This is a genomic window from Microbacterium sp. Z6_144 (genome assembly GCF_057197625.1).
This window is the reverse complement of record NZ_JBXVPT010000001.1, coordinates 200,059-220,308: the sequence shown is the minus strand read 5'-3', so window position 1 is coordinate 220,308 and position 20,250 is coordinate 200,059. Positions and strand designations below refer to the sequence as shown.

The window sequence follows — 20,250 nt, the reverse complement described above, 5'->3', positions numbered from 1 at the left end:
ATCTGTGCGGTGAGGGGAAAAAGGGGTCAGGTGCCGCCGAAGCCGGTCGTCGCGACGCCGCGGACGATCTGCTTCTGGAAGATCAGGAACAGGACGATCAGGGGCAGCGAGGCCAGCACCGCCTGCGCCATGATCTGGGCGTACTGCACGCCGTACGCGCTGATCACGGTCTGCAGACCCACGGGGAGGGTCATGAGGTTGGTGTCGTTGATGATGAGGAACGGCCACAGGAAGTTGTTCCACGCCGTGATGAACACGAAGATCGCGACGGCGGCGAGGATGCCGCGGGACAGCGGCAGCACCACCGACCAGAACACCCGGAGCCGCCCCGCGCCGTCGACGCGGGCGGCGTCCTCGAGCTCGATGGGCACCTGGTCGAAGAACTTCTTCAGGATGAAGACCATCGCCGGTGCGACCACCTGCGGGAGGATCAACCCGAGGGGCGTGTCGACGAGGTTGAAGGCGAGCATCTCGTAGAAGAGCGGGATGATCAGCACCTGCGGCGGGACCACGATCGAGGCGATCACCACGCCGTAGAGGAAGCTCTTGCCCCGGAACTCGAGGCGGGAGAACGCGTAGGCCGCCAGGGCCGAGATCGCCAGGGTGATCACCGTCACCGCCGCGGAGGTCCACAGGCTGTTGAACGCCCACACGTAGACGTTCCCCTGCGCGAGGATCGCCTCGTACGCGGCGGTGGTCGGTCCGGACGGGCCGATCCAGCTGCCGCCGGACGCCGCATCCGTCTCCGTCATGAACGAGGTGGCCGCCGCCCACAGGAAGGGCAGGAGCCAGCCGATCGCCATGAGGACGAGCGCGATCGAGGCGAGCACGTTGAGGGGCCCGAACCGGGTCCGGCCGGGCGGCCGGGGCCGACGGGGCTCGGTGCCCGCACCCTCCGGAGTGGCGAGAGGGGTTCTGACCTGAGCGGTGGTGGTCATGACTGCTCCCCTCGGCGGCGCAGGGCGAAGGCCTGGATGACTCCGATGATGACGATGATCGCGAAGAAGACGTAGGAGATGGCGGCGGAGTACCCGAAGCGGTAACCCACGAAGCCCGCCTCGTAGATGTACTGCACGATCGAGCGCGTGGTGTCGCTCGCGATGCCACCGAGCATCTGGTACGCCTGGTCGAACAGCTTCAGCGACGCCAGGATCTGCAGGATGACGATGAGCACCGTCACCTGCCCGAGCTGCGGGAGGGTGATCGACCACAGCTGCCGCCAGGGCCCGGCGCCGTCGAGGGCTGCCGCCTCGTACTGCTGGGCGGGGATGTTCTGCAGGGCGGCGAGGTACAGCAGGAAGTTGAAGCCGACGGTCCACCACACCGTGGCGATGACGATGCCGTACATGTTGGTGTCGGGATTCTGCAGCCAGGCCAGGGGTTCGAGGCCGAACCACGCGAGCACCCTGTTCGCGGCGCCGATCTGCGGGTTGAAGATCCACACCCAGATCTGCGAGATCACCGTCGAGGCCAGCAGGAACGGCATGAAGAACGACAACCGCCACAGCCACTGCCCCGGAAGGCCATGGTGCACCAGCAGCGCCATCACGAGCGCGAGCAGCACGAGCGGCACCGTGGACAGGACCGTGAACCAGGCCGTGTTCCCGAGAGAGCGCCACATGACCGGGTCGGTCAGCGCCTCGGCGTAGTTGGCGAAACCGACGAAGGCGCCGCCCGCGCCCGTGAGCGACTGATCGGTGAAGCTGAGGTAGAGACCGTGCAGCAGCGGCCACACCAGGAAGAGGGCGAAGGCGACGAGGAACGGCGCGAGGAACCCCCACGCCACCGCCTGTCCGCGGCGCTCGCCGGCGTGCTTGCCCGTGCCCGCGCTCGCGCCTCCGGTCACGACGGTGGTGGTCGACGTGGCCGGTGCTGTCGCGGTCATGCTGTGCCCCCCTGCGGATTGGCCGGGTTCGGCGTTCTCAGCTGCGTGTCGAGGCGGGAACGGAAGCGGTCGATCGCCGCGGACGGGTCGTCGCCGCTCAGCAGCACGTTCTGCACGGCCGAGCCGAACTCGGCCTGGAACCGGGAGCCGGAGCCGGTGAACCAGGCCGGCGGGTCGTAGCGGACGTACTCCGCGGCCTCGGCGTAGTGGGCCTGTGGGAGAAGGTCGGCGTACTCCGGGGCCTCGATGACGGGAAGGTAGGCCGGAATATGGCCGGCGCCGGCCCAGTCGGACGAGCCCGTCAGGATGTCGGCGACGAACCGGTAGACGAGGTCTCGGGTCTGCGGGTCGGGCGCGCTCTGGTGGGGCAGGGTGAACGCGTGCGAGTCGGCGTAGACGCTCGGTGTGCCGAACAGCGTCGGGATGACCGTGGCATCCAGAGGCAGGTCCTGCTCCTGGAGCGAACGCAGCTCCCACACGCCCGTGAGGAAGAGGCCGCTTCGCCCGGTGGCGAACTCGGCGATGGCCGACTGGTAGTCGTTCTCCCGGGCGGCGATCTCTCCGTCGAGGAGCTGCTGCATGAAGGTCAGCGAGGCGATCGCCGCGTCATCCTCCATCCCGGCACTCCCGCCCTCGGGAAGCTCGATCTCCAGTCCGTGCTGGGTGTAGAGCGTGTAGAAGAGCCGCCACATCTGCGGCCCGTCGCCCAGGTACCCGTAGGAGAGGCCGTGGCCTTCGGATTCCGCGGCCACCGCGCGTCCGAGTTCGAGGAACTCCTCCGGGGACGACACCGGACGCAGTCGTCCCTGACTGTCGAGCACCCCCGCCCGCTCGCAGATCTCCGTGTTGTACATCAGGACGAAGGGGTGGGAATCCAGCGCGACGCTGTACAGCCGGTCGCCCATGAACCCCTTCTCCCAGATCGCGGTCGAGAAGGTGCTCTCGTCCACGCCGAGTTCGGCGAGCCGGCCGATGTCCCACGAGTCCAGCAGCCCGCCGGGCGCATAGCCGGCGACGCGCGACGCGTGCATGACCGACACGTCGGGCGCCCGCCCGCCCGCCGCAGCCATGGCGAGCTTGGTGTAGTACGGCTCACCCCACGACAGGACGGTCGGGCGAACGGCGTACGTGCTCTGCGCCGCGTTCGCGGCGTCGATGAGGCCGGACATCGTCACGCCGTCCGCTCCGCTGAGCAGGTGCCAGAACTCGAGCGTCCGCGCGCCGGAGCCGGTGACGGCACCCGGGGTGCACGCTGCGAGGGCGGCCGTGCCTGCCAGGGCGGTTGCCATACCGAGGAATTGCCTTCGCGAGAAGGCGGGGGGTGCCGTCATCGCCACTCCTTCGTGACCTGTCCGTGCTGAGGATGACAGCATCCTTACATCGATGTAATGGTCGTGGCAAGAGGAAGTTGGGGCTGTCGGCCCTACTCCGGCGCCGGCGTCGTGCGGCCGGTCGAGCTCTCCCGCTCGACGACGCGATGCGGGACCGTCACGGCGTGCACAGGGTCGCCCGGGCGCTCGATGCGCTGAGCGAGAAGCCGCAGCGTCTCCTCCGCGAAGATGCGCCGATCGAAACTCACGGTCGTCAGCGACGGTGTCGTGAACCGCGCCATCTCGACATCGTCGAATCCGGCGATCATCACGTCCTCGGGTACGCGCATCCCGACATCCGACAGTTCACGGGCCGCCCCGACCGCGAGCGAGTCGGTGAAGGCGACCACGGCGTCGAAGGCCACCCCGCGGCCGAGGAGCTCCCGCATGGCGATCGCCCCGCCGCCCATGCTCCACGGCAGCACATTGACCTCGAGCGCGGGGTCGCGGGTGACCCCGGCCTCGGCGAGCGCGTCGCGGAACCCGGCAAGGCGCAGGCGACTGGTCGCCGTGGCGTTCCCGCCGCGATCGTCGCCGCCGATGGCCGCGACCGAACGCGCACCTCGAGCGATCAGCGAGAGCGTCACATCCTTGGCCGCCTGCCGGCTGTCGATGAGGACGTGGTCCGTGCGGTGGTGCTCGACCTCGCCGATCAGCACCACCGGCGGGAGGTCGTCGGACCGGTCGATGACGCTGTCTTCGAGACGGATGGGGTTGAGGATGAGACCGTCCACGAGGTGCGCGCGGGCGCGCGAGAGGAGGTCGCGCTCGCGCTGGGGGCGCGCGGCCGTCTCCTCGACGTGCACTGCGAAGCCCCGCTCGTGCGCGGCCTCGACGAGGTAGTGCAGGAGGTCGGCGGAGAAGGCGGTGGCAAGATCCGGGAGGGCGACGGCGATGACCCCCGAGCGGCCGCTGCGCAGCCCCCGCGCGCTGAGGTTGGGAACGAAATCCAGCGCGCTCATGGCCTGCTCGACGCGCGCACGCGTCTCCGGGCGGACGTGCACCGTCCCGGTCAGCACGTTGGATACGGTCTTCGGCGACACGCCGGCGAGCACGGCGACGTCTTTGACGGTCGCCCGGGGCGTACGCATCTGCTCAGGATAGGACCGCGACAGCGACGGGATGCTGCGCACACACGGCCCCCCGTTCACCTCTATGCTGACGCCGTGGACTCGGGGGAGCCTCAGGGCGAGGGCGGCACGTCGCCGTCCTCCGCGCCGGTCGGCCGGTTCCGGTGGGTGCACGCGGCCGCCGACCGCGTGCCCACCCGATGGTTCGGCGGGATGGGGGTGGCGGCGTTCCTCACCGCGAGCGCCGCGTTCGGTGGCCTGGCGACGGTGGCGGCCGAGCCGATCGCCGAGCTCTCCGCCGGGGACGAGCACGTCAACGACCAGCTCGCCATCACCGTGCAGCGGGCGGTGCTCATCGATGACCTCCCTGAGGCCGGCGTCGACGTCGAACTGTGGGAGCGGGTCCTCGTCGTGGTGGTCTCCGTGGAGAATCGCTGGACCGAGCCGCTCGCCACCGCAGGTGACGCCAGCGTGTCGCAGGCCCTGCGCATCCCGGAGCTCGGCGAGCGTGCACCGGACGCGGTCGTCCGCTTCGACGACACCACGCAGTCGCCCTGGCTGCAGCCGGACGTGCCGGCCGAGCTCGCCGTCGTCTGGACGGTCTCGGCGGGCCGTGTTGCGGAGGGGGACGAGCTCCTGCTGGACCTCCGCGACGCGAGCTTGCACACCGGCTCGTTCGTCACGGCCGGTCAGTCGTGGATCGATCCGGTCCTGGCCGCGCGCGTATCCGTCCCGGTGACCGACGTCGGCGCCGGCTCATCGGCGGGAGACGGGGAATGAAGCCGTGGCTCGCGTGGGCGATCGGCGTGGCCCTGCTCGCGGCGGCCTGGATCATCACGCTGGTGACACCGCCGGACGACGCGGCCGAAGCCCCCTTCCCCGTCGTGGCGACGATCGGCGAGGAAGTCGCCGCTCGCACGCTCGACGCGACGATCACCCAGGCGCGCGTCGCCGATGGCGTCACGGCAGGCGGGTGGCAGGCGGAGGGGACGTGGCTCGTCGTGGATCTGGAGATCGCCGCGCGCATCGACGAGCAGGGCGCGCGCCTGGGCGGTGCCACGCTCACCATCGACGACCGCACCTTCCGCGCCAGCGAGCGTCCGCCGTCGCTGTTCCAGTCCCCCCTGTCGGTCGGCATCCCCCTCTCCGGCAGCCTCGCGTTCGAGCTGCCCGCGGATGCCGCGGACGAGGTGGCGGTCCTGCGTCTGTCGGAGGATTCGGAAACGCGGCTCGATGCCCTCATCGAGGTGACCCTGGACCTGGCCTCTCTCGAGCACGTTCCCGGCGCCGACCTGCTCCCGACGGGGTGGGCGCGGTCATGACCTCCTCCTGGCTGCGCCGCAATGCGCTGGCCCTGACAGCGGCCGCTGTCCTCGTCCCCGCCAGCGTCCTCGTCATCGGCGGCAACGAGTGGTGGGGGTATTACTCCGGCCGCGAGGTGTTCCCCGTCACGGTCGAATCCGGCGAGACCGCCGACTTCGCCGGAGCGGTCTACGGGCCCGCACTGGTCTCCGAGGTGGCGGACGAGCCGGACTGGGAGCTGCCTCCGGGGGTGAAGGTCCTGGCCGCCGAGGTTCCGGTGCGACCCGGCGGGGAGCCCGCGCGCTGCGGCATGCCCACGCTGCGCGAGTTGTCCGGCGACGGCCGCCGCTGGCGAGAGGCGACGCGCACCGTTGATCTGCCGGACGATGACGGTGCACGGTGGTCATGCGACCCCGAGCGGACCGGCTCCTACACCGTCACCGTTCCGTTCCTCGTGCCCGACGACGTCTCCGGCCGTCTCGGCCTCGACTTCACGGTCGTGGACGAGCTCCCGCGCTTCCTGCGACTCGTCGTCGACGTGCCCTGACGACACCACCGGCGCGCCGATCAGAGCGCCGACCGTGGCGTCGTAGGCGCTGGCGACCAGGACCGCGCGCAGCGGCTCGATGACCAGCGGCACCGCGAGGAGGACGAGGGTGTCGGCCACGATCCAGAACGAGTAGAAGTCGTGCGGGCCCAGCGCGCGCGTGATCCCCAGCGTCAGGAGCTGCTCGCCCAACAGGAGGACGGTGTACAGCAGGACGTACCCGCCGACGAGGATCGGCCCTCCCCGCCACATCAGCACGAGCGCCCGCCAGATCGGCTGGAACCGCGAACCCAGGCCGGAGCCGATGTCGGCCAGTCGCCGGCGAAGGCGCTGCGGCAGGCTCGTGTACCGCCCGCGCACCTTCTCCACCACGGGCGCCCGGAAGTCGAGTCCCCGCGGTGACACCGCCTGCCCGTAGACCACTCCCGCGATCGTCAGCCATGCCAACGGCAGGAGCACGATGCCGCCGATCTGTCCGATCAGCCACTCGATCCCGTCCCACGCCCACGCGACCGGGGCCACCGCATCCGCCAGCCACCCGCGGATGTCGGCGAGCCACGCCATCGCCTGTCGCGTGTCGATCCATCCGGTCACCCAGCCGATGGCGTCGGACAGGAGGAACAGGGTGAGGAAGACCCACACCGCCTCGAGGTAGACCGCGGCGACCGCGGCCCCCCGCGGGAGGCGGGACGCCCAGCGCTTCCACGCCCATCTCCCCGCGAACGCCAGCACGATGACCGCGAGGGTCCACGGCTCGAACGCCAGTTCGAGCACGGTGCCGCTCGTGTCGATGTCGGCGCCGCCGGCCAGGCGGGTCACGATGATGCGTTCGGACTGCACCTCCAGGGCTCGACTCATATACGCCGTCACGTCCTCCCGCAGGAAACCCCACGCGGCGTAGACGGCGAAGAACGGCAGGATCGACGCCAGCAGAGCGTCGCGGAAGGCGATGCGGCGCGCTGCCCGCTCGGGCGGCACGGGCGCGAGCGCGGCGAGGCGGGCCATCCCGTCGCGCAGCACCAGGAACATGGCGACGAAGCTGATCAGGCGGGCCAGGCTCGCCAGCGGCAGGAGCAGAAAGCCGCCGATCGCGCTGTAGGCGCCGACGAAGCCGGCGACCTCGATCACGAGATAGCGGCCCAGGATGCCGGCGAGGAACCAGGAGATCAGGGCCGGCCAGTGGGCGGCGAGCAGCCGGCCACTCGTCGCCACGACCCTCCGCACGCACTCACAGTAGCGCCCGGCGCACCGGCGTGCGCAGTGTCCGACAGCGTCGAAATCATCGGCACTTCCCCCCGCGGCAACTGATTTCGCCCGCCGCAGTCGCGCGCGTAGAGTCTGGCCATGGATGCCGAAATGCAGACCGACATCGTCGTGCGGCCCGTCCGCGACGTGGATGCCGAAGCCCTCGGACGTGTGCACGCCACGTGCTGGCACGAGACGTACGACCATCTGATCAGCAAGGCCGCGCTGGAGAAGATCTCGCCCAAGCGCATGGCCGAACTCTGGACGCACTGGGCCGTCCAAGGACCGGATTTCACGATGCGCGCCGCGCTGGTCGGGGGCGAGATCGTCGGTTTCGCCGGCTCCGGGCCGGCGCGCGACCGGGATGCGCCGCGCAACCGGGAGCTGTACTTCATCTATCTGCTCGACGCGTGGCACGGCACGGGCATCGGTCAGCAGTTGTTCGACGCCGTCGTGGCCAAGGATGAGCCCCTCTACCTGTGGGTCGCGGAAGACAACCCCCGCGCGCACCGGTTCTACGCCCGCAACGGGTTCGTGCTCGACGGTGCGACGCACACCGAGCCCTTCCTCGGCGAGCAGCTCACCGAAGTCCGATTCATCCGCTGACGTGCTGCAGGTCTGGGCCCTGGAGGGCATCGGGGAGATCACGCCGGGGGTGGACCTCGTGTCGGTGATCGCGGCTGCGGCCGGAGGCGAACTCGTCGACGGCGACATCGTCGTGGTGACGAGCAAGATCGTGTCGAAGGCAGAAGGCCGCTTCGTCGTGGCGGATGACCGCGAGAACGCGATCACCGCCGAGACGGTGCGGCTCGTGGCGGCGCGCACCGCGCCGGACGGACAGGTCACCCGGATCGTGGAGAACCGTCTCGGGATGGTCTCCGCCGCGGCGGGGGTCGATGCCAGCAACACCCCCGCGGGAACGGTGCTGCTGCTGCCGGAGGACCCGGATGCGTCGGCACGCGCACTCGCGGCAGGCCTGCGGGAACGCACCGGCGCTCTCGTGGGCGTTCTCATCTCCGACACCCTCGGCCGCGCGTGGCGCGAGGGGCAGACCGACGCCGCGATCGGGGCGGCCGGGGTCCTCGTGTTCGAAGACCTCCGCGGACACGTCGACGCCGAGGGCCGCCCGCTCGTGGCGACGATGCCGTGCGTCGCCGACGAGCTGGCGTCGGCCGCCGACCTCGTCAAGGGCAAGGCCGCGCGCCTCCCGGTGGCCGTGGTGCGGGGCCGTGGCGACCTCGTCGGCTCCCTCGACCTCCCCGGTGCGCGCTCGATCGTGCGCCCGGCCGAGCGCGACATGTTCCGCCTGGGTGCCGACGAGGCGTACGCCGCCGGATTCGCCGACGGCGCCGCATCCCGCTAGATGCCGGCAGCGCGGAGCACTGCGCCGGAGGCGACGAAGTCGGTCGCCGCGGCGATCTCCGGGGCGAGGTAGCGGTCGGGGCCTGGGCCGGGCACGGTCTCACGCAGTGCCCCGACAACGCGAGCGGTGGCAGGGGCGGCGCCCTCGCCGCGCATCTCGATGCCGCGGGCCGCGGTGAGCACCTCGATCGCGAGCACCGTGGTCAGCCCCTCGATCGCCCGGCGGAGCTTCCGGGCCCCGTTCCATCCCATCGACACGTGGTCCTCCTGCATCGCACTGGTCGGTATCGAGTCGACGGATGCAGGCGCCGCGAGCCGCTTGAGTTCGCTGACGATCCCGGCCTGGGTGTACTGCGCGATCATGTGCCCGCTGTCGACGCCCGGGTTATCAGCGAGGAACGGGGGCAGCCCGTGGCTGCGCGTGCGGTCGAGGAACCGGTCGGTGCGCCGCTCGCTCATGCTCGCGACATCCGCCGCGGCGATCGCCAGGAAGTCGAGCACGTAGCCGATCGGGGCACCGTGGAAGTTCCCGTTGGACTCCACGCGATCATCGAGCGTCACGACGGGATTGTCGATGGCGCTGGCGAGCTCGCGGTCGGCGACGAGCCGCGCGTGGTCGAGGGTGTCGCGTGCTGCGCCGTGCACCTGCGGAGCGCACCGCAGCGAATACGCATCCTGCACGCGGGTGAATCCGGTGGTGCGATGCGCGGCGATGACCGGCGACCCGTCGAGCATCGCGCGCATCACGGCGGCGGAGGCTGCCTGCCCGGGATGAGGGCGGAGCGCGAGGAGGTCGGCGGCGAAGACGCCGTCGGTGCCCGCGAGGCCCTCGACGCTCATCGCCGCCGCGATGTCGGCGGTGTGGAGGAGCGCGTCGAGATCGGAGATCGCGAGCGCCAGCATCCCCAGCATCCCGTCGGTGCCGTTCATGAGCGCGAGGCCCTCCTTCTCCTGGAGCACGAGCGGGGCGATTCCAGCCTCGGCGAGGACGGATGCGGCGTCCCGGCGCGTGCCGGAGGAGTCGTGCACCTCGCCCTCGCCGATGGCGGCCAGGGCGCAATGCGCGAGCGGCGCCAGGTCTCCGGAGCATCCGAGCGAGCCGTACTCGCCGATGATCGGGGTGATCCCGGCGTTCAGCATCGCGGCGTACGTCTCCGCGACGATCGGGCGCACTCCGGTACGGCCGGTGGCCACGGTCGCCAGCCGCAGGAGCATCGTGCCGCGGACGACCTCCCGCTCGACCTCGGGACCGGCGCTGGCGGCGTGGCTGCGCACCAGGGAACGCTGCAGCTGCCGGCGGTCTTCGGCGGGGATGTGGCTGGTGGCCAGGGCGCCGAACCCGGTCGAGACGCCGTAGTGCGGCAGCGGGTGGCCGGCGAGACGCTCGATGACGGCGCGGGTGTGCCCCATCCGGCCCCGCGCGTCGGGGTCGAGGCGCACCGGCGCCGCGTCGCGCGCCACGGCCACGACATCGGCGATGCGGAGGGCACCCGCGCCCACGGAGACATCCGGCATGCCCTCAGTGAAGCCGCACGATCGCGGCGGCGCATCGGCTGCCGGCGGTATTATGTCTGAAATCTCAGACACGGAGGAGGGTCGTGGCGCACGTGCCGGCCGCCCGCAGCGCACTGCGGATGCTGCGCCTCCTCGCCGAGCGCACCGGCCCGGTGCCCGCATCCATCCTCGCGCGGGAGCTCGGCATCCCGCGCTCCTCGCTCTACCAGCTGGCGCGGGCGATGATGGATGAAGGGTTCCTCGTGCACTACCCCGAGGAGCGGGCCTACGGCCTCTCCGCTCTGGTGGCGGAGATCGGCGCCGGATCGCTGCAGACCGACCGGCTCCGGCGAATGGCGCACCCGCTGCTGGAGCGGCTGGTCGGTGCCGCGGCTGTGCCCGTCGTCGGGCACCTCGCGGTGCTGACCGGCGCGGAGGTGACCTACGTCGACCGCGTTTCCGCACCCCGCGCGCCGACGACGGTGTCGAACGTCGGCGTCCGCCTCCCGGCGCACCTGACGGCGACCGGCCGCGCCGCGCTCGCGGTGCTGTCGACCGACCAGGTGCGCGCGCTGTACCCGCACCGCCAGGCGCTGTACCGCCCCGTCGGGCCCGGGCCATCCACCCTCGGGGATCTCGACGGGCTGCTGCGCGCCGCTCGTCAGCGCGGCTGGGCCGACGAGGACGGCGACATCACCGCCGGGTACGCCTCGGTCGCGGCCGCCGCGGTGGACCGCAACGGCTACCCCGTCGCATCCGTCGGTGTCACCTTCCGCAGCCTCGCGGACGGGGATGCCGTGGCCCTCCTGGGCGCCGCCGCGCGGCAGGCCGCCGCCGCTCTCACCGCCCGCCTCGCCGGCCACTGACGCGCGCGGAGCCTGGCCGTGAGGTCGGACGATCGCGCCGATGTCGGAGCCTCTGGGGTGGATCCTCCGACGAGGGCGCGATGTTCCGACGGCGCATCGCGTGACGCCGTGGTCGAGCCGGGCTCAGCGGCCGCGGATGTCGCCGAAGAGGCGAGCGATGGGTGCGAGGATCAGCGGGCGCGCCGCCACCCAGGCCGCCGCGGTGACGGCGATGGAGGCGATGAAGATCCAGAACCCGGTCCAGTTCACCGCATCCTGCGCCGCGTACATGTGGTTGAGGTTGCGGAGGGCACCCGTCGCGAACACCAGCGCCACGTGGGCGATGATGAACAGGACGAAGTAGATCATCACCGGGAAGTGGATGCGGCGCGCCCACTCGAGCGGGTAGATCCGGTTCAGCGTGGTCGCATTCGCCGGCCAGATGCCGCTCATCCGCACTCCGGTGACGATGGCGAGCGGCGCCGCGAGGAACACGGTCGCGAAGTAGGCCAGCTGCTGCAGCGAGTTGTAGTTGACCCATCCGTTCTCGGTGGGCCAGTTCAGCGACACGTACTGCAGGCCCGCCGAGATGGCGTTGGGGAACACCTCCCATGACGTGGGCACGATGCGCATCCACTGCCCCGTGACGAACAGCAGCACGACGAAGATCACGCCATTGGCCACCCACAGGATGTCGAGCGACTGGTGGAACCACAGGGCGAGGCTGATCTTGCGCTTGGAGTCGCCGCGCGGAGACCAGAACACCGCGGGGCGCTTGTCTCGGCGCACCTGCAGGCCCGATCGGATGATGAGAACGATCAGGAACGCGTTGAAGAAGTGCTGCCATCCCAGCCACGCCGGGAACCCTACGGGGGCGCCGGAGGGCAGGTGGTACTCGCCGGGGTAGGCCGCGAGGAATCCGGCACCCCACTCGGTCGACAGCAGCCACCGCACGAGCGCGACAGCCATCCCCGCCGCAACCAGCAACCCGCCGCCGGCCACGATGACCGCGCCCGCCCACTGCACGCGGGTGAAAGGTCCGTACCGCTTCGGCTCCGGCCGCGGGGCGCGCGGCCCGGATGCCGCAGCGCCCGGCCACACCGCCGCAGTGAACGGCAGCGGCGGGCGCGGGCTCGCCGGCTCGACCAGGGCGGCGGTCGAGGGGGCCGGGGTGGGCGCGGAGGCCGAGGGGGGCGGGGTGGGGGCCGAAGCGGACGCGGGTGCAGCCGCATCGGTGGTGAACCGCGCAGGTGCGGGCGCGGGTGCGGACGGCGCGGCGGCGGCAGCGGTGGTGGACATGGACGGCGCGGGCTCGGTGGTGGATGGTACGGGCACGGTCGCGGACGGCGCGGGCGCGGCACCGGTCGACGCCGCGTTCACCACGGTGGAGACGGGAGGCCACGGCTCGCCGCCGGGCTCGCGCGGGAGCCCCCGCCGCACCGTCACACCCGCGGCGGACTCCAGCGCGGCCGCGCCGCGACTCGGGGCGGAATCCGTGCCCTGGGGCGGGATCGTCTCGCCCCGAAGAGCAGAATCCGCTCCAACCCCGACAGCCGGAGCACCCCGAAGCGGCTCCGGCGCAGGCGCCGCGGTAGCCGCGACGGTCGCTGCCGCAGCCGACACGGACGCCGCGGGTGCGGGTGAGGCGGCACCGGCCGCGGGTGCGGGTGAGGCGGCACCGGCCGCAGCGGCGGGCGGCCACGGTTCCCCGCCGGAGACGCGCGGGAGCCCGCGCCGCAGCATCGGCCTCGCCGCCGACGGCCTATCGGGGTGTGGGGCGGACCCGCCCGAACCTGCCGAACCCGCAGGCCCCGCCGACACCGCAGTCCCTTGCGAACCCGGCGAACCCGGAGTACCCGGGGAGCTCGCCGGGACCGGAACCGCAGGCTCACCCACAGGCGCGGCACCGACGGCACCGGTGACACCGGCGACACCCCCGGGCGCGGACTCCCCCGCCGCGGCACCGGTGACATCGGCGGCACCGCCGGGTACGGGGATATCCGCGGGCGGCCACGGCTCGCCGCCGCGGACGCGCGGCAGCCCACGACGAAGGGCGCGGGTCTCACTCACAGGCGGCCTATCCCTTGCGCTGCTCGAGCGCGGCGATCAGCTGCGGCACGACGGTGAAGACGTCGCCCACGACGCCGAAGTCGGCGATGGAGAAGATCGGGGCATCCCCGTCCTTGTTGATCGCGATGATGGTCTTGGCCGTCTGCATCCCCGCGCGGTGCTGGATGGCGCCGGAGATCCCCAGCGCGACGTACAGCTGCGGCGACACCGAGACCCCGGTCTGTCCGACCTGCGCCGAGTACGGGATGTATCCGGCGTCGACGGCGGCGCGGGATGCTCCGACCGCGGCGCCGAGCGCGTCGGCGAGCTGCTCGACCAGGACGAACTTCTCCGCTGATCCCAACCCGCGGCCCCCGGACACGACCTTGACCGCACCGCGCAGCTCCGGGCGGGACGATGTCGCCACGGCAGCCTCGTACCCGTGGACGGATGCGGCGGGCACGCCGGATGCGGGCACCTCCAGCCGTTCGATCAGCGGCTCCGCCACGGCCTCGGCCCTGGCGTCGATCGCGCCCTGCCGTACCGTCACCACGAGCGTGCCGAAGGTGGTGGCCGACTCGGTCGTGTAGGCACCACCGTAGACGGAGTGCTGCGCGAGAACGCCCTGCTCGTCACGGGTCACCCCGACCGCGTCCGCGGCGATCGCGAGCCGCAGGCGGGCGGCCAGCCGGCCGGCGATGTCGCGGCCCTCGATCGAGTTGGCCACGAGCACCGCGTCCGGTTGCATCGCGGTGACGGCCGCGGCGAGGGCGTCCACCACCGGCACCGTCAACTGCGAGGAAGCCGTGTCGAGTTCGGCGACGAGCACCCGCCCGGCGCCGAGGGAGGACGCCTCCTGCGCGGCCGCGTCCCCAGAACCGGGGCCGGTCACGACCACGGCGACGGGGTCGCCGACCGCTGCCGCAGCGCCGAGGAGGCCCGCAGCGGTGGAGACGACCGTGCCGTCGGGGGTGGTCTCGATCAGGACGAGGATCGGGTTCGAAGTCATGTGCGTCTCCTCACGCGAGCCGGTTGGAGATGAGGAACTCGGCCAGCTGCGTGCCCGCGTCACCCTCATCGACGATCTTCATGCCCGCCGCCCGCGCCGGTCGCTCGGCGACGGTCACCAGGATCGACCGGGGCACCGAGAAGTCCTCGGGGTCCACCCCGAGATCCGTCACCGTCACCGTCTCGTACGGTTTCTTCTTCGCCGCCATGATTCCCTTGAAGTTCGGGAAGCGCGCATCCGGGAGGGCCTCGGTGATCGAGATCACCGCCGGAAGAGGCGCTGACACCGACACCGCCCCGGCATCGGAGGCCCGGGTCCCCGACACGGATGCGTCGGCGATCTCGACACCGGTCAACGCCGTCAGTTGCGGCATCCCGAGGTGCTCCGCGAGCATGGCCGGGATCACCCCGCCGGTGCCGTCGGTCGAGAGGTTTCCTGTGATCACCAGATCCGGTTCGGCACGGCGCACCGCCGCCGCGAGCACTTCCGCGGTCAGGGACATGTCCGCGCCCCGCAGCGCGTCATCCGTGACATGCACCGCCGACGTCGCCCCCATCGCGAGACCCTTGCGCACCGTGGTCACCGCCGATGCCGGCGCCATGGTCACGAGGATGACCTCGGTTCCGGCATGCGCGTCGGCGTAGGTCAGCGCGACCTCGAGAGCACGTTCCCCGATCTCGTCCAGGACCGCGTCACTCGGGCCGCGATCGGCCAATCCCGTCTCCAGGTCGAGCTTGCGATCCCCGTACGTGTCGGGAACCTCCTTCACGAGCACCACGATTCTCATCGGTTCCGCTCCTCACGTCGGGTCGAGTCTAGGCGGCGCGCCCCCCGCGCCTTCGGCTCGCCCACCACGGACGGATACCGTGGCGGGGAGGGAGGCGTGATGCCCAGACGATTGCAGATGGACCCCATTGCCGAGGCCAAGCGCCAGTGGCATGCGCACGGGTGGGACGACGCGGCGGACGGGATGACCGCGGTCCTCTCCCTCATCCGCGCGCAGCAGTTGGTGATGGCGCGCATCGACGCGACGCTGCGCCCCCTCGGCCTCACGTTCGCCCGGTTCGAGCTGCTGCGCCTCCTCGCGTTCACGCACGAGGGGCGGATGCCGATGGGAAGCGCCGTGGCCCGGTTGCAGGTGCACGCCACCAGCGTCACCAACACGGTGGAGCGCCTGGCGCGCGACGGGTACGTCGTGCGCGAACCGCACCCCACCGACGGGCGCGCGGCGCTTCTCGTCCTGACCGACACCGGTCGCACCCACGTGGAGGAGGCCACCCGCGCGCTCAACGCGGTGTTCGCCGATCTGGGGTTCTCGGCCGACGACCAGGTCGAACTCGCGCGACTCATCGCGCGGTTCCGCAAGAACTCGGGAGACTTCTCCGACCCGGCGCCGCAGCCCGAGCCCCTCTGATCGGCGTCACCGGCCCGTGAACTCGGGGGCACGCTTCTCGCGGAAGGCCGCCATGCCCTCCTTCTGATCGTGCGTGGAGAACAGCGCCGAGAACGCGGCGCTCTCGTAGCGCAGGCCCTCACTGAGCGTGGTCTCCAGCGCAGCATCCAACGCCGCCTTCGCGGCGTAGAGCGACGGCAGCGACCTCGCCGCGATCGTGCCGGCGACCTCCTCCGCGACCGCGAGGAGGTCCCCCGCCGGGACGACGCGTGAGACGAGCCCCGCCCGCTCCGCCTCCTCCGCGGGCATCCGGCGCCCGGTGAGGACGAGGTCGGCGGCCTTGTAGTACCCGAGTGCGCGGACGAGCCGCTGCGTTCCGCCCATCCCGGGGATCACGCCGAGGCCGATCTCCGGCTGACCGAAGGCGGCCGTGTCGGCGGCGAGGATGACGTCGCACATCAACGCCAGTTCGCATCCACCCCCGAGCGCATAACCGGAGACCGCGGCGATGACGGGCGTGCGCACGTCGGCGAACCGGCGCCAGGCACCGAAGTGGTCATCGAGCACCATGTCGACGGAGGTCTTCCCCTCCATCTCCTTGATGTCGGCGCCGGCGGCGAACGCGCGTTCCGACCCGGTCACCACGATCGCTCCCACGCCGGGGTCGGCGTCGAACGCCTCGGCGGCTGCCACCACGTCCCGCATCGCCTGGGTGTTCAGCGCGTTGAGCGCGTCGGGGCGGTTCAGAGTGATCCATCCGACCCTTCCGCGCTGCTCGGTGAGGATGGTGTCGTAGCTGGTCACATCGGGCTCCTTACGGTGCACTGCCGGACGGATCGAGGGGTTGATCCCGGAGAAATCCTGCCCGGCGCCGTCGCCCTCTGCGAACTCTTTGTAGATTTCCCGCTCATGCTGCCGTCCCCAGGACGCTGCGTCCGACGACGAGGCGCATGATCTCGTTGGTGCCCTCGAGGATCTGATGCACGCGCAGGTCGCGCACGATCTTCTCGATGCCGTACTCGCTGAGATACCCCTACCCACCGTGCAACTGCAGCGCCTCGTTGGCGCGGCTCGCTCCTCGTCGCTGATGGCGACCGGTTCGAGCACCGGGACAGGGTGGCGTCCATGGCTCTCCTTCGTGCGGCGGCGTCGCTGCACACGACAGCTTAGTAGGGCTTCCTACTATTTCGATGGGCGTGCATGAATTGCTGCCCTCCGTCCCGCGTCCCTGCCTTGCACCGGCGCGCACGGGTCAGGCCCACGCTCCGCAGGAGTATGCGCAAGGCGTGGCCGTGTCAGCCGTCCCAGCGGCGGAGCAGCGCCGCCAGCGCCTGACCCCCGCCGATGCACATCGTCACGACGGCGTACTCCAGGTCGCGTCGGTGCAGATCCATCGCCGCACGCAGAGTGAGGATCGCGGCCGTCGCGCCGACCGGGTGCCCGAGGGCGATGGCGCCGCCGTAGGGATTCGTCTTCGCCGGGTCCAACCCGGCATCGCGGATGACGGCGACCGCCTGGGACGCGAAGGCTTCGTTGAGCTCGATCGTGTCCACGTCGCTCGGCGACATCCCCGTCTGCTGCCACAGTCGCTCGAGCGCGATCACGGGGGCATAGCCCATGATCTCCGGCTCGATGCCCGCGGTCACGACCGCCTCGATCGTCACCAGCCCCTTCAGCCCGCGCTCGCGGACATCGGACTCGCGCATGAGCACGGTTGCCGCGGCTCCGTCGTTGATGCCGGAGGAGTTGCCGGCCGTGACGCTGCCGCCCTCCGCGAACGCCGCCCGCAGTCCCGCGAGCACCTCCACCGTCGTGCCGGGGCGGGGATGCTCGTCGAGCGAGACCTCGAGCGGCTTCCGGCCCCCGGTGGTGACCGGCACGATCTCCTCCGCGAACGCCGCCCGCGCCGCATCCGATGTCGCCCGGCGCTGGCTCTCGGCCGCGAACTCGTCCTGAGCCCCCCGGCTCACGCCGTAGCGCGTGGCCACCGTTTCGGCGGTCGTGCCCATGTGCCGACCGGTGAACGGATCGGTGAGGATCGCGAGCGTGCCGTCCAGGAGCTTCCGGTCGCCCAGACGCGGGTTGGACCGCGCCTGGAAATCGAGGAAGGGCGTCCGCGACATGCTCTCGTCGCCGCCGGCGACCACGACGTCCACACCGCCCCACAGCAGCTCCTGCGCGCCTGACCAGATGGCCTGCAGGCCCGAGCCGCACAGGCGGTTGACCGTGAACGCGGGGATGCGGGGATGCAGCCCGGCCGCGAGCGCCACCCGCCGCGCGTTGTACGCGTCGGGGCCGTTCTGGGCGATGCATCCCATGACGACCTCCCCCACGTCGTCCCCGGAGACGCCGGCCCGCGCGAGCGCCGCGGTGACCGCGGTCGCGCCGAGCTCGTGTGCGGGGACGCTCGACAGCGACCCGGCGAAGCTGCCCACCGGCGTCCGCGCACCAGCGAGGAGCACGACCTTCTCGGACATCACCCCGCCGCCTCCTCCGGGCGCTCGGCCACGTCGAGCACCGCGGTGTCGGGCACATAGCCGGGGATGTGCCGCTCGTCCGGACCGTTGTACTCCGACAGCGGGCGGATCAGGGCATTGGATGCCTGCTGCTCCATGATGTGCGCGGTCCACCCGGTGATGCGGGCAGCGACGAACAGCGGCGTGAAGGTGAGGACGTCGAACCCGATGAGGTCGTACGCCGGCCCCGACGGGTAGTCGAGGTTCGGGTAGATGCCCTTGCGCTCCACGAACTCGCTCTCGAGGGTGTTGTAGAGCTCCGCGACGTCGGGCCGGTCGTAGTGGGCGACGAGGGTGTCCAGGGCGGCTTTCATCGTCGGCACGCGCGAGTCGCCACGCTTGTACACGCGGTGACCGAAGCCCATGATCTTGCGCTTCTCGGCGAGCGCCGTATCCAGCCACGGCCCCACGTTCTCGGCGGTGCCGATCTCCTCGAAGATGTGCAGCACGGCCTCGTTCGCGCCACCGTGCAGCGGCCCCTTCAAGGCTCCGATCGCCCCGACCACAGCCGAGTAGATGTCGCTGAGGGTCGAGGTGATGACGCGGGCGGTGAAGGTCGAGGCGTTGAAGGAGTGCTCGGCGTAGAGGATCATCGAGCGGTTGAACGCGTCGATGACCACCGGGTCGAGCGCGTCAGCGAAGGTCTGCCACAGGAAGTTCGCGGCGTAGTCCAGGTCGTCCCGGGGCTCGACGAGCTCCAGGCCCCGGCGACGGCGCTGCCCGTAGGCCACGATCGCCGGCAGCTGCGCGAAGAGGCGGATGCTGCGCTCGAGGTTCTCCTCGGGGGTGCCCACCGCATCCATGACGTTCGCGATCCCGGCGGTGTCCTGGGCGCCGATGACGCTCACGGCCGTTCGGACCTCGTCCATCGGGTGTGCGCTGGTGGGCAGGATGTCGATCGCCGCCTTCACGTCCGGATGCAGCGCCCGGTGCTGCCGCTCCGTGGCGCGCAGCTCCGCGAGCTGCTCCTCGGTGGGCAACTCGCCGTGCCACAGGAGATACGCGACGGCTTCGAACGGCTGGGTCGCCGCCAGCTCGTGCACGGGGTACCCGCGGTAAAGCAGGCTGTTGGTCTCCGGGTTGACCTTGCTGACGGCCGTGTAGTCCACGACGACGCCGGCGAGGCCCTTCTTGATGTCGGTGTCGGTCATTTCTCTCCTTCGAGTACTCCATGTCTCACTTTCCGCAGGTTTTGCTGATATTCCTGCGGAAAGTGAGACATGGATGGCGGGAACTGAGACATGGAGCGCGCGTCAGCGGTCGATCTGGAAGTTGAAAACGCTCGTGTCGAAGTGGTTGTAGCCCTCGTAGTCCATCAGGTCATAGAGGTCTGCGCGATGCTGCATCTCGTCGAGTTTCGAGGTGAGGTGCCCCTCGTCGACGAGAGTGTCGAGCGCACGGCCGGCCGCGCCCATCGCCATGCGCAGCAGGGAGACGGGCCAGATGACGATGTTCACCCCGACGTCGCGGAGCGAGTCGACGCTGAACAGGTCGCTCTTGCCGAACTCGGTCATGTTCGCCAGGATCGGCACGTCGACGGCTGCCCGCACGGCGGCGAACTCCTCCAGGGAGCGCATCGCTTCGGGGAAGATGGCGTCGGCCCCGGCATCCACGAGCGCCTTGGCGCGGTCGATCGCCGCATCCATACCGTCGATGGCACGGATGTCGGTGCGCGCCATGATGAGGAAGTTCGGGTCGCGGCGCGCGTCGACGGCGGCGCGGATGCGCTGGATGGCGGTGTCGGCATCCACGACCTGCTTGCCGTCCAGGTGACCGCACCGCTTCGGGTTGACCTGGTCTTCGATGTGGGTGCCGGCAAGCCCCGCATCCTCGAGGGTCTGGATGGTGCGGGCGACGTTCATCGGCTCGCCGAAGCCGGTGTCGGCGTCGATGATCGCCGGCAGCTCCGTCATCCGCGCGATCTGCTGCCCGCGGCCGGCGACCTCCGTGAGGGTCGTGAGGCCGATGTCGGGCAGGCCGAGGTCGGCCGACAGCACGGCACCGGAGATGTAGACGCCCTCGAAGCCCTTGCGCTCGATGAGCCGGGCCGACAGCGGGTTGAAAGCTCCGGGGAAGCGCAGCAGCTCGCCCGAGGCGAGGCGCTCGCGGAACAGGCGGCGCTTCTCGGCCGCGGGAGTCTTGGCGTACAGCATCAGAGTTCCC

Annotated in this window: 19 protein-coding genes and 1 pseudogene; 6 read left to right on the top strand and 14 right to left on the bottom strand. The window is 71.1% G+C overall.

Annotated features, from left to right (window positions below):
* Positions 1-26: 26 nt before the first annotated feature.
* The 4 genes from AC2DGY_RS01065 to AC2DGY_RS01050 all read right to left on the bottom strand — a co-directional run bounded on the left by AC2DGY_RS01065 (position 27) and on the right by AC2DGY_RS01050 (position 4,346).
* Entirely contained in the window at positions 27-938 is a 912-nt protein-coding gene (locus tag AC2DGY_RS01065; RefSeq protein WP_484507847.1) for a carbohydrate ABC transporter permease, read from the bottom strand.
* Positions 935-1,885 carry a carbohydrate ABC transporter permease gene (locus AC2DGY_RS01060; protein ID WP_484507846.1) on the bottom strand — a complete coding sequence of 317 codons (951 nt, stop codon included), beginning with the start codon at positions 1,883-1,885 and terminating at the stop codon, positions 935-937. The genes AC2DGY_RS01065 and AC2DGY_RS01060 overlap by 4 nt, the downstream gene beginning before the upstream one ends.
* Complete coding sequence (locus AC2DGY_RS01055; protein WP_484507845.1) at positions 1,882-3,216, bottom strand: extracellular solute-binding protein; 1,335 nt, start codon at positions 3,214-3,216, stop codon at positions 1,882-1,884. The genes AC2DGY_RS01060 and AC2DGY_RS01055 overlap by 4 nt, the downstream gene beginning before the upstream one ends.
* A gap of 92 nt (positions 3,217-3,308) precedes the next feature.
* A complete protein-coding gene (locus tag AC2DGY_RS01050) occupies positions 3,309-4,346 on the bottom strand; it encodes a LacI family DNA-binding transcriptional regulator (protein ID WP_484507844.1) in 1,038 nt (345 codons plus the stop codon).
* A gap of 75 nt (positions 4,347-4,421) precedes the next feature.
* On the opposite strand from AC2DGY_RS01050, the gene AC2DGY_RS01045 reads away from it, so the two are divergent.
* Together AC2DGY_RS01045 and AC2DGY_RS01040 are read left to right on the top strand one after the other, a co-directional pair.
* Positions 4,422-5,105: a hypothetical protein gene (locus AC2DGY_RS01045; protein WP_484507843.1), complete on the top strand. Its 684-nt coding sequence runs from the start codon at positions 4,422-4,424 to the stop codon at positions 5,103-5,105.
* Entirely contained in the window at positions 5,102-5,647 is a 546-nt protein-coding gene (locus AC2DGY_RS01040; protein ID WP_484507842.1) for a hypothetical protein, read from the top strand. The genes AC2DGY_RS01045 and AC2DGY_RS01040 overlap by 4 nt, the downstream gene beginning before the upstream one ends.
* A 383-nt stretch (positions 5,648-6,030) precedes the next feature.
* Here the strand turns inward: AC2DGY_RS01040 and AC2DGY_RS01035 are convergent, their stop codons facing one another.
* Complete coding sequence (locus tag AC2DGY_RS01035; protein WP_484507841.1) at positions 6,031-7,398, bottom strand: hypothetical protein; 1,368 nt, start codon at positions 7,396-7,398, stop codon at positions 6,031-6,033.
* 120 nt (positions 7,399-7,518) lie between these two features.
* On the opposite strand from AC2DGY_RS01035, the gene AC2DGY_RS01030 reads away from it, so the two are divergent.
* Together AC2DGY_RS01030 and cofE are read left to right on the top strand one after the other, a co-directional pair.
* Positions 7,519-8,025 carry a GNAT family N-acetyltransferase gene (locus AC2DGY_RS01030; protein ID WP_484507840.1) on the top strand — a complete coding sequence of 169 codons (507 nt, stop codon included), beginning with the start codon at positions 7,519-7,521 and terminating at the stop codon, positions 8,023-8,025.
* 1 nt (position 8,026) lies between these two features.
* The gene (gene cofE / locus AC2DGY_RS01025; protein WP_484507839.1) at positions 8,027-8,782 is read left to right on the top strand and encodes a coenzyme F420-0:L-glutamate ligase; all 756 of its coding nucleotides are present in this window, start codon (positions 8,027-8,029) and stop codon (positions 8,780-8,782) included.
* On the opposite strand, the gene hutH is transcribed toward cofE, so the two are convergent.
* Complete coding sequence (hutH, locus tag AC2DGY_RS01020; RefSeq protein ID WP_484507838.1) at positions 8,779-10,296, bottom strand: histidine ammonia-lyase; 1,518 nt, start codon at positions 10,294-10,296, stop codon at positions 8,779-8,781. The genes cofE and hutH overlap by 4 nt on opposite strands.
* Before the next feature lie 83 nt (positions 10,297-10,379).
* Here hutH and AC2DGY_RS01015 point away from each other — a divergent pair, with 83 nt between their 5' ends.
* Positions 10,380-11,141: an IclR family transcriptional regulator gene (locus AC2DGY_RS01015; protein WP_484507837.1), complete on the top strand. Its 762-nt coding sequence runs from the start codon at positions 10,380-10,382 to the stop codon at positions 11,139-11,141.
* 123 nt (positions 11,142-11,264) lie between these two features.
* On the opposite strand, the gene AC2DGY_RS01010 is transcribed toward AC2DGY_RS01015, so the two are convergent.
* The 3 genes from AC2DGY_RS01010 to AC2DGY_RS01000 all read right to left on the bottom strand — a co-directional run bounded on the left by AC2DGY_RS01010 (position 11,265) and on the right by AC2DGY_RS01000 (position 14,965).
* A complete protein-coding gene (locus AC2DGY_RS01010; protein ID WP_484507836.1) occupies positions 11,265-12,419 on the bottom strand; it encodes a cytochrome b/b6 domain-containing protein in 1,155 nt (384 codons plus the stop codon).
* Between the two features lie 778 nt (positions 12,420-13,197).
* Entirely contained in the window at positions 13,198-14,178 is a 981-nt protein-coding gene (locus AC2DGY_RS01005; RefSeq protein WP_484507835.1) for an electron transfer flavoprotein subunit alpha/FixB family protein, read from the bottom strand.
* Positions 14,179-14,188: 10 nt separating this feature from the next.
* Positions 14,189-14,965: an electron transfer flavoprotein subunit beta/FixA family protein gene (locus tag AC2DGY_RS01000; RefSeq protein WP_484507834.1), complete on the bottom strand. Its 777-nt coding sequence runs from the start codon at positions 14,963-14,965 to the stop codon at positions 14,189-14,191.
* Positions 14,966-15,082: 117 nt separating this feature from the next.
* On the opposite strand from AC2DGY_RS01000, the gene AC2DGY_RS00995 reads away from it, so the two are divergent.
* A complete protein-coding gene (locus tag AC2DGY_RS00995; RefSeq protein ID WP_484507833.1) occupies positions 15,083-15,592 on the top strand; it encodes a MarR family winged helix-turn-helix transcriptional regulator in 510 nt (169 codons plus the stop codon).
* Between the two features lie 6 nt (positions 15,593-15,598).
* On the opposite strand, the gene AC2DGY_RS00990 is transcribed toward AC2DGY_RS00995, so the two are convergent.
* The 5 genes and pseudogenes from AC2DGY_RS00990 to prpB all read right to left on the bottom strand — a co-directional run bounded on the left by AC2DGY_RS00990 (position 15,599) and on the right by prpB (position 20,240).
* Positions 15,599-16,375, bottom strand: a complete 777-nt coding sequence (locus tag AC2DGY_RS00990) for an enoyl-CoA hydratase-related protein (RefSeq protein ID WP_484507832.1) — start codon at positions 16,373-16,375, stop codon at positions 15,599-15,601.
* Between the two features lie 103 nt (positions 16,376-16,478).
* A pseudogene (locus tag AC2DGY_RS00985) lies at positions 16,479-16,649 on the bottom strand (acyl-CoA dehydrogenase family protein); the annotation flags it as partial.
* A gap of 217 nt (positions 16,650-16,866) precedes the next feature.
* Positions 16,867-18,048, bottom strand: a complete 1,182-nt coding sequence (locus tag AC2DGY_RS00980; RefSeq protein ID WP_484507831.1) for a thiolase family protein — start codon at positions 18,046-18,048, stop codon at positions 16,867-16,869.
* The gene (locus tag AC2DGY_RS00975) at positions 18,048-19,238 is read right to left on the bottom strand and encodes a bifunctional 2-methylcitrate synthase/citrate synthase (RefSeq protein ID WP_484507830.1); all 1,191 of its coding nucleotides are present in this window, start codon (positions 19,236-19,238) and stop codon (positions 18,048-18,050) included. The genes AC2DGY_RS00980 and AC2DGY_RS00975 overlap by 1 nt, the downstream gene beginning before the upstream one ends.
* 102 nt (positions 19,239-19,340) lie before the next feature.
* Positions 19,341-20,240, bottom strand: a complete 900-nt coding sequence (gene prpB, locus AC2DGY_RS00970) for a methylisocitrate lyase (RefSeq protein ID WP_484507829.1) — start codon at positions 20,238-20,240, stop codon at positions 19,341-19,343.
* Positions 20,241-20,250: the final 10 nt, after the last annotated feature.

Excerpts from the sequence above, each read along its gene's own strand:
- AC2DGY_RS01065 (WP_484507847.1), bottom strand. The coding sequence starts at position 938 with ATGACCACCACCGCTCAGGTCAGAACCCCTCTCGCCACTCCGGAGGGT.
- AC2DGY_RS01060 (WP_484507846.1), bottom strand. The coding sequence starts at position 1,885 with ATGACCGCGACAGCACCGGCCACGTCGACCACCACCGTCGTGACCGGA.
- AC2DGY_RS01055 (WP_484507845.1), bottom strand. The coding sequence starts at position 3,216 with ATGACGGCACCCCCCGCCTTCTCGCGAAGGCAATTCCTCGGTATGGCA.
- AC2DGY_RS01050 (WP_484507844.1), bottom strand. The coding sequence starts at position 4,346 with ATGCGTACGCCCCGGGCGACCGTCAAAGACGTCGCCGTGCTCGCCGGC.
- AC2DGY_RS01040 (WP_484507842.1), top strand. The coding sequence starts at position 5,102 with ATGAAGCCGTGGCTCGCGTGGGCGATCGGCGTGGCCCTGCTCGCGGCG.
- AC2DGY_RS01030 (WP_484507840.1), top strand. The coding sequence starts at position 7,519 with ATGGATGCCGAAATGCAGACCGACATCGTCGTGCGGCCCGTCCGCGAC.
- hutH (WP_484507838.1), bottom strand. The coding sequence starts at position 10,296 with ATGCCGGATGTCTCCGTGGGCGCGGGTGCCCTCCGCATCGCCGATGTC.
- AC2DGY_RS01010 (WP_484507836.1), bottom strand. The coding sequence starts at position 12,419 with ATGTCCACCACCGCTGCCGCCGCCGCGCCGTCCGCACCCGCGCCCGCA.
- AC2DGY_RS01005 (WP_484507835.1), bottom strand. The coding sequence starts at position 14,178 with ATGACTTCGAACCCGATCCTCGTCCTGATCGAGACCACCCCCGACGGC.
- AC2DGY_RS01000 (WP_484507834.1), bottom strand. The coding sequence starts at position 14,965 with ATGAGAATCGTGGTGCTCGTGAAGGAGGTTCCCGACACGTACGGGGAT.
- AC2DGY_RS00995 (WP_484507833.1), top strand. The coding sequence starts at position 15,083 with ATGGACCCCATTGCCGAGGCCAAGCGCCAGTGGCATGCGCACGGGTGG.
- AC2DGY_RS00980 (WP_484507831.1), bottom strand. The coding sequence starts at position 18,048 with ATGTCCGAGAAGGTCGTGCTCCTCGCTGGTGCGCGGACGCCGGTGGGC.
- AC2DGY_RS00975 (WP_484507830.1), bottom strand. The coding sequence starts at position 19,238 with ATGACCGACACCGACATCAAGAAGGGCCTCGCCGGCGTCGTCGTGGAC.
- prpB (WP_484507829.1), bottom strand. The coding sequence starts at position 20,240 with ATGCTGTACGCCAAGACTCCCGCGGCCGAGAAGCGCCGCCTGTTCCGC.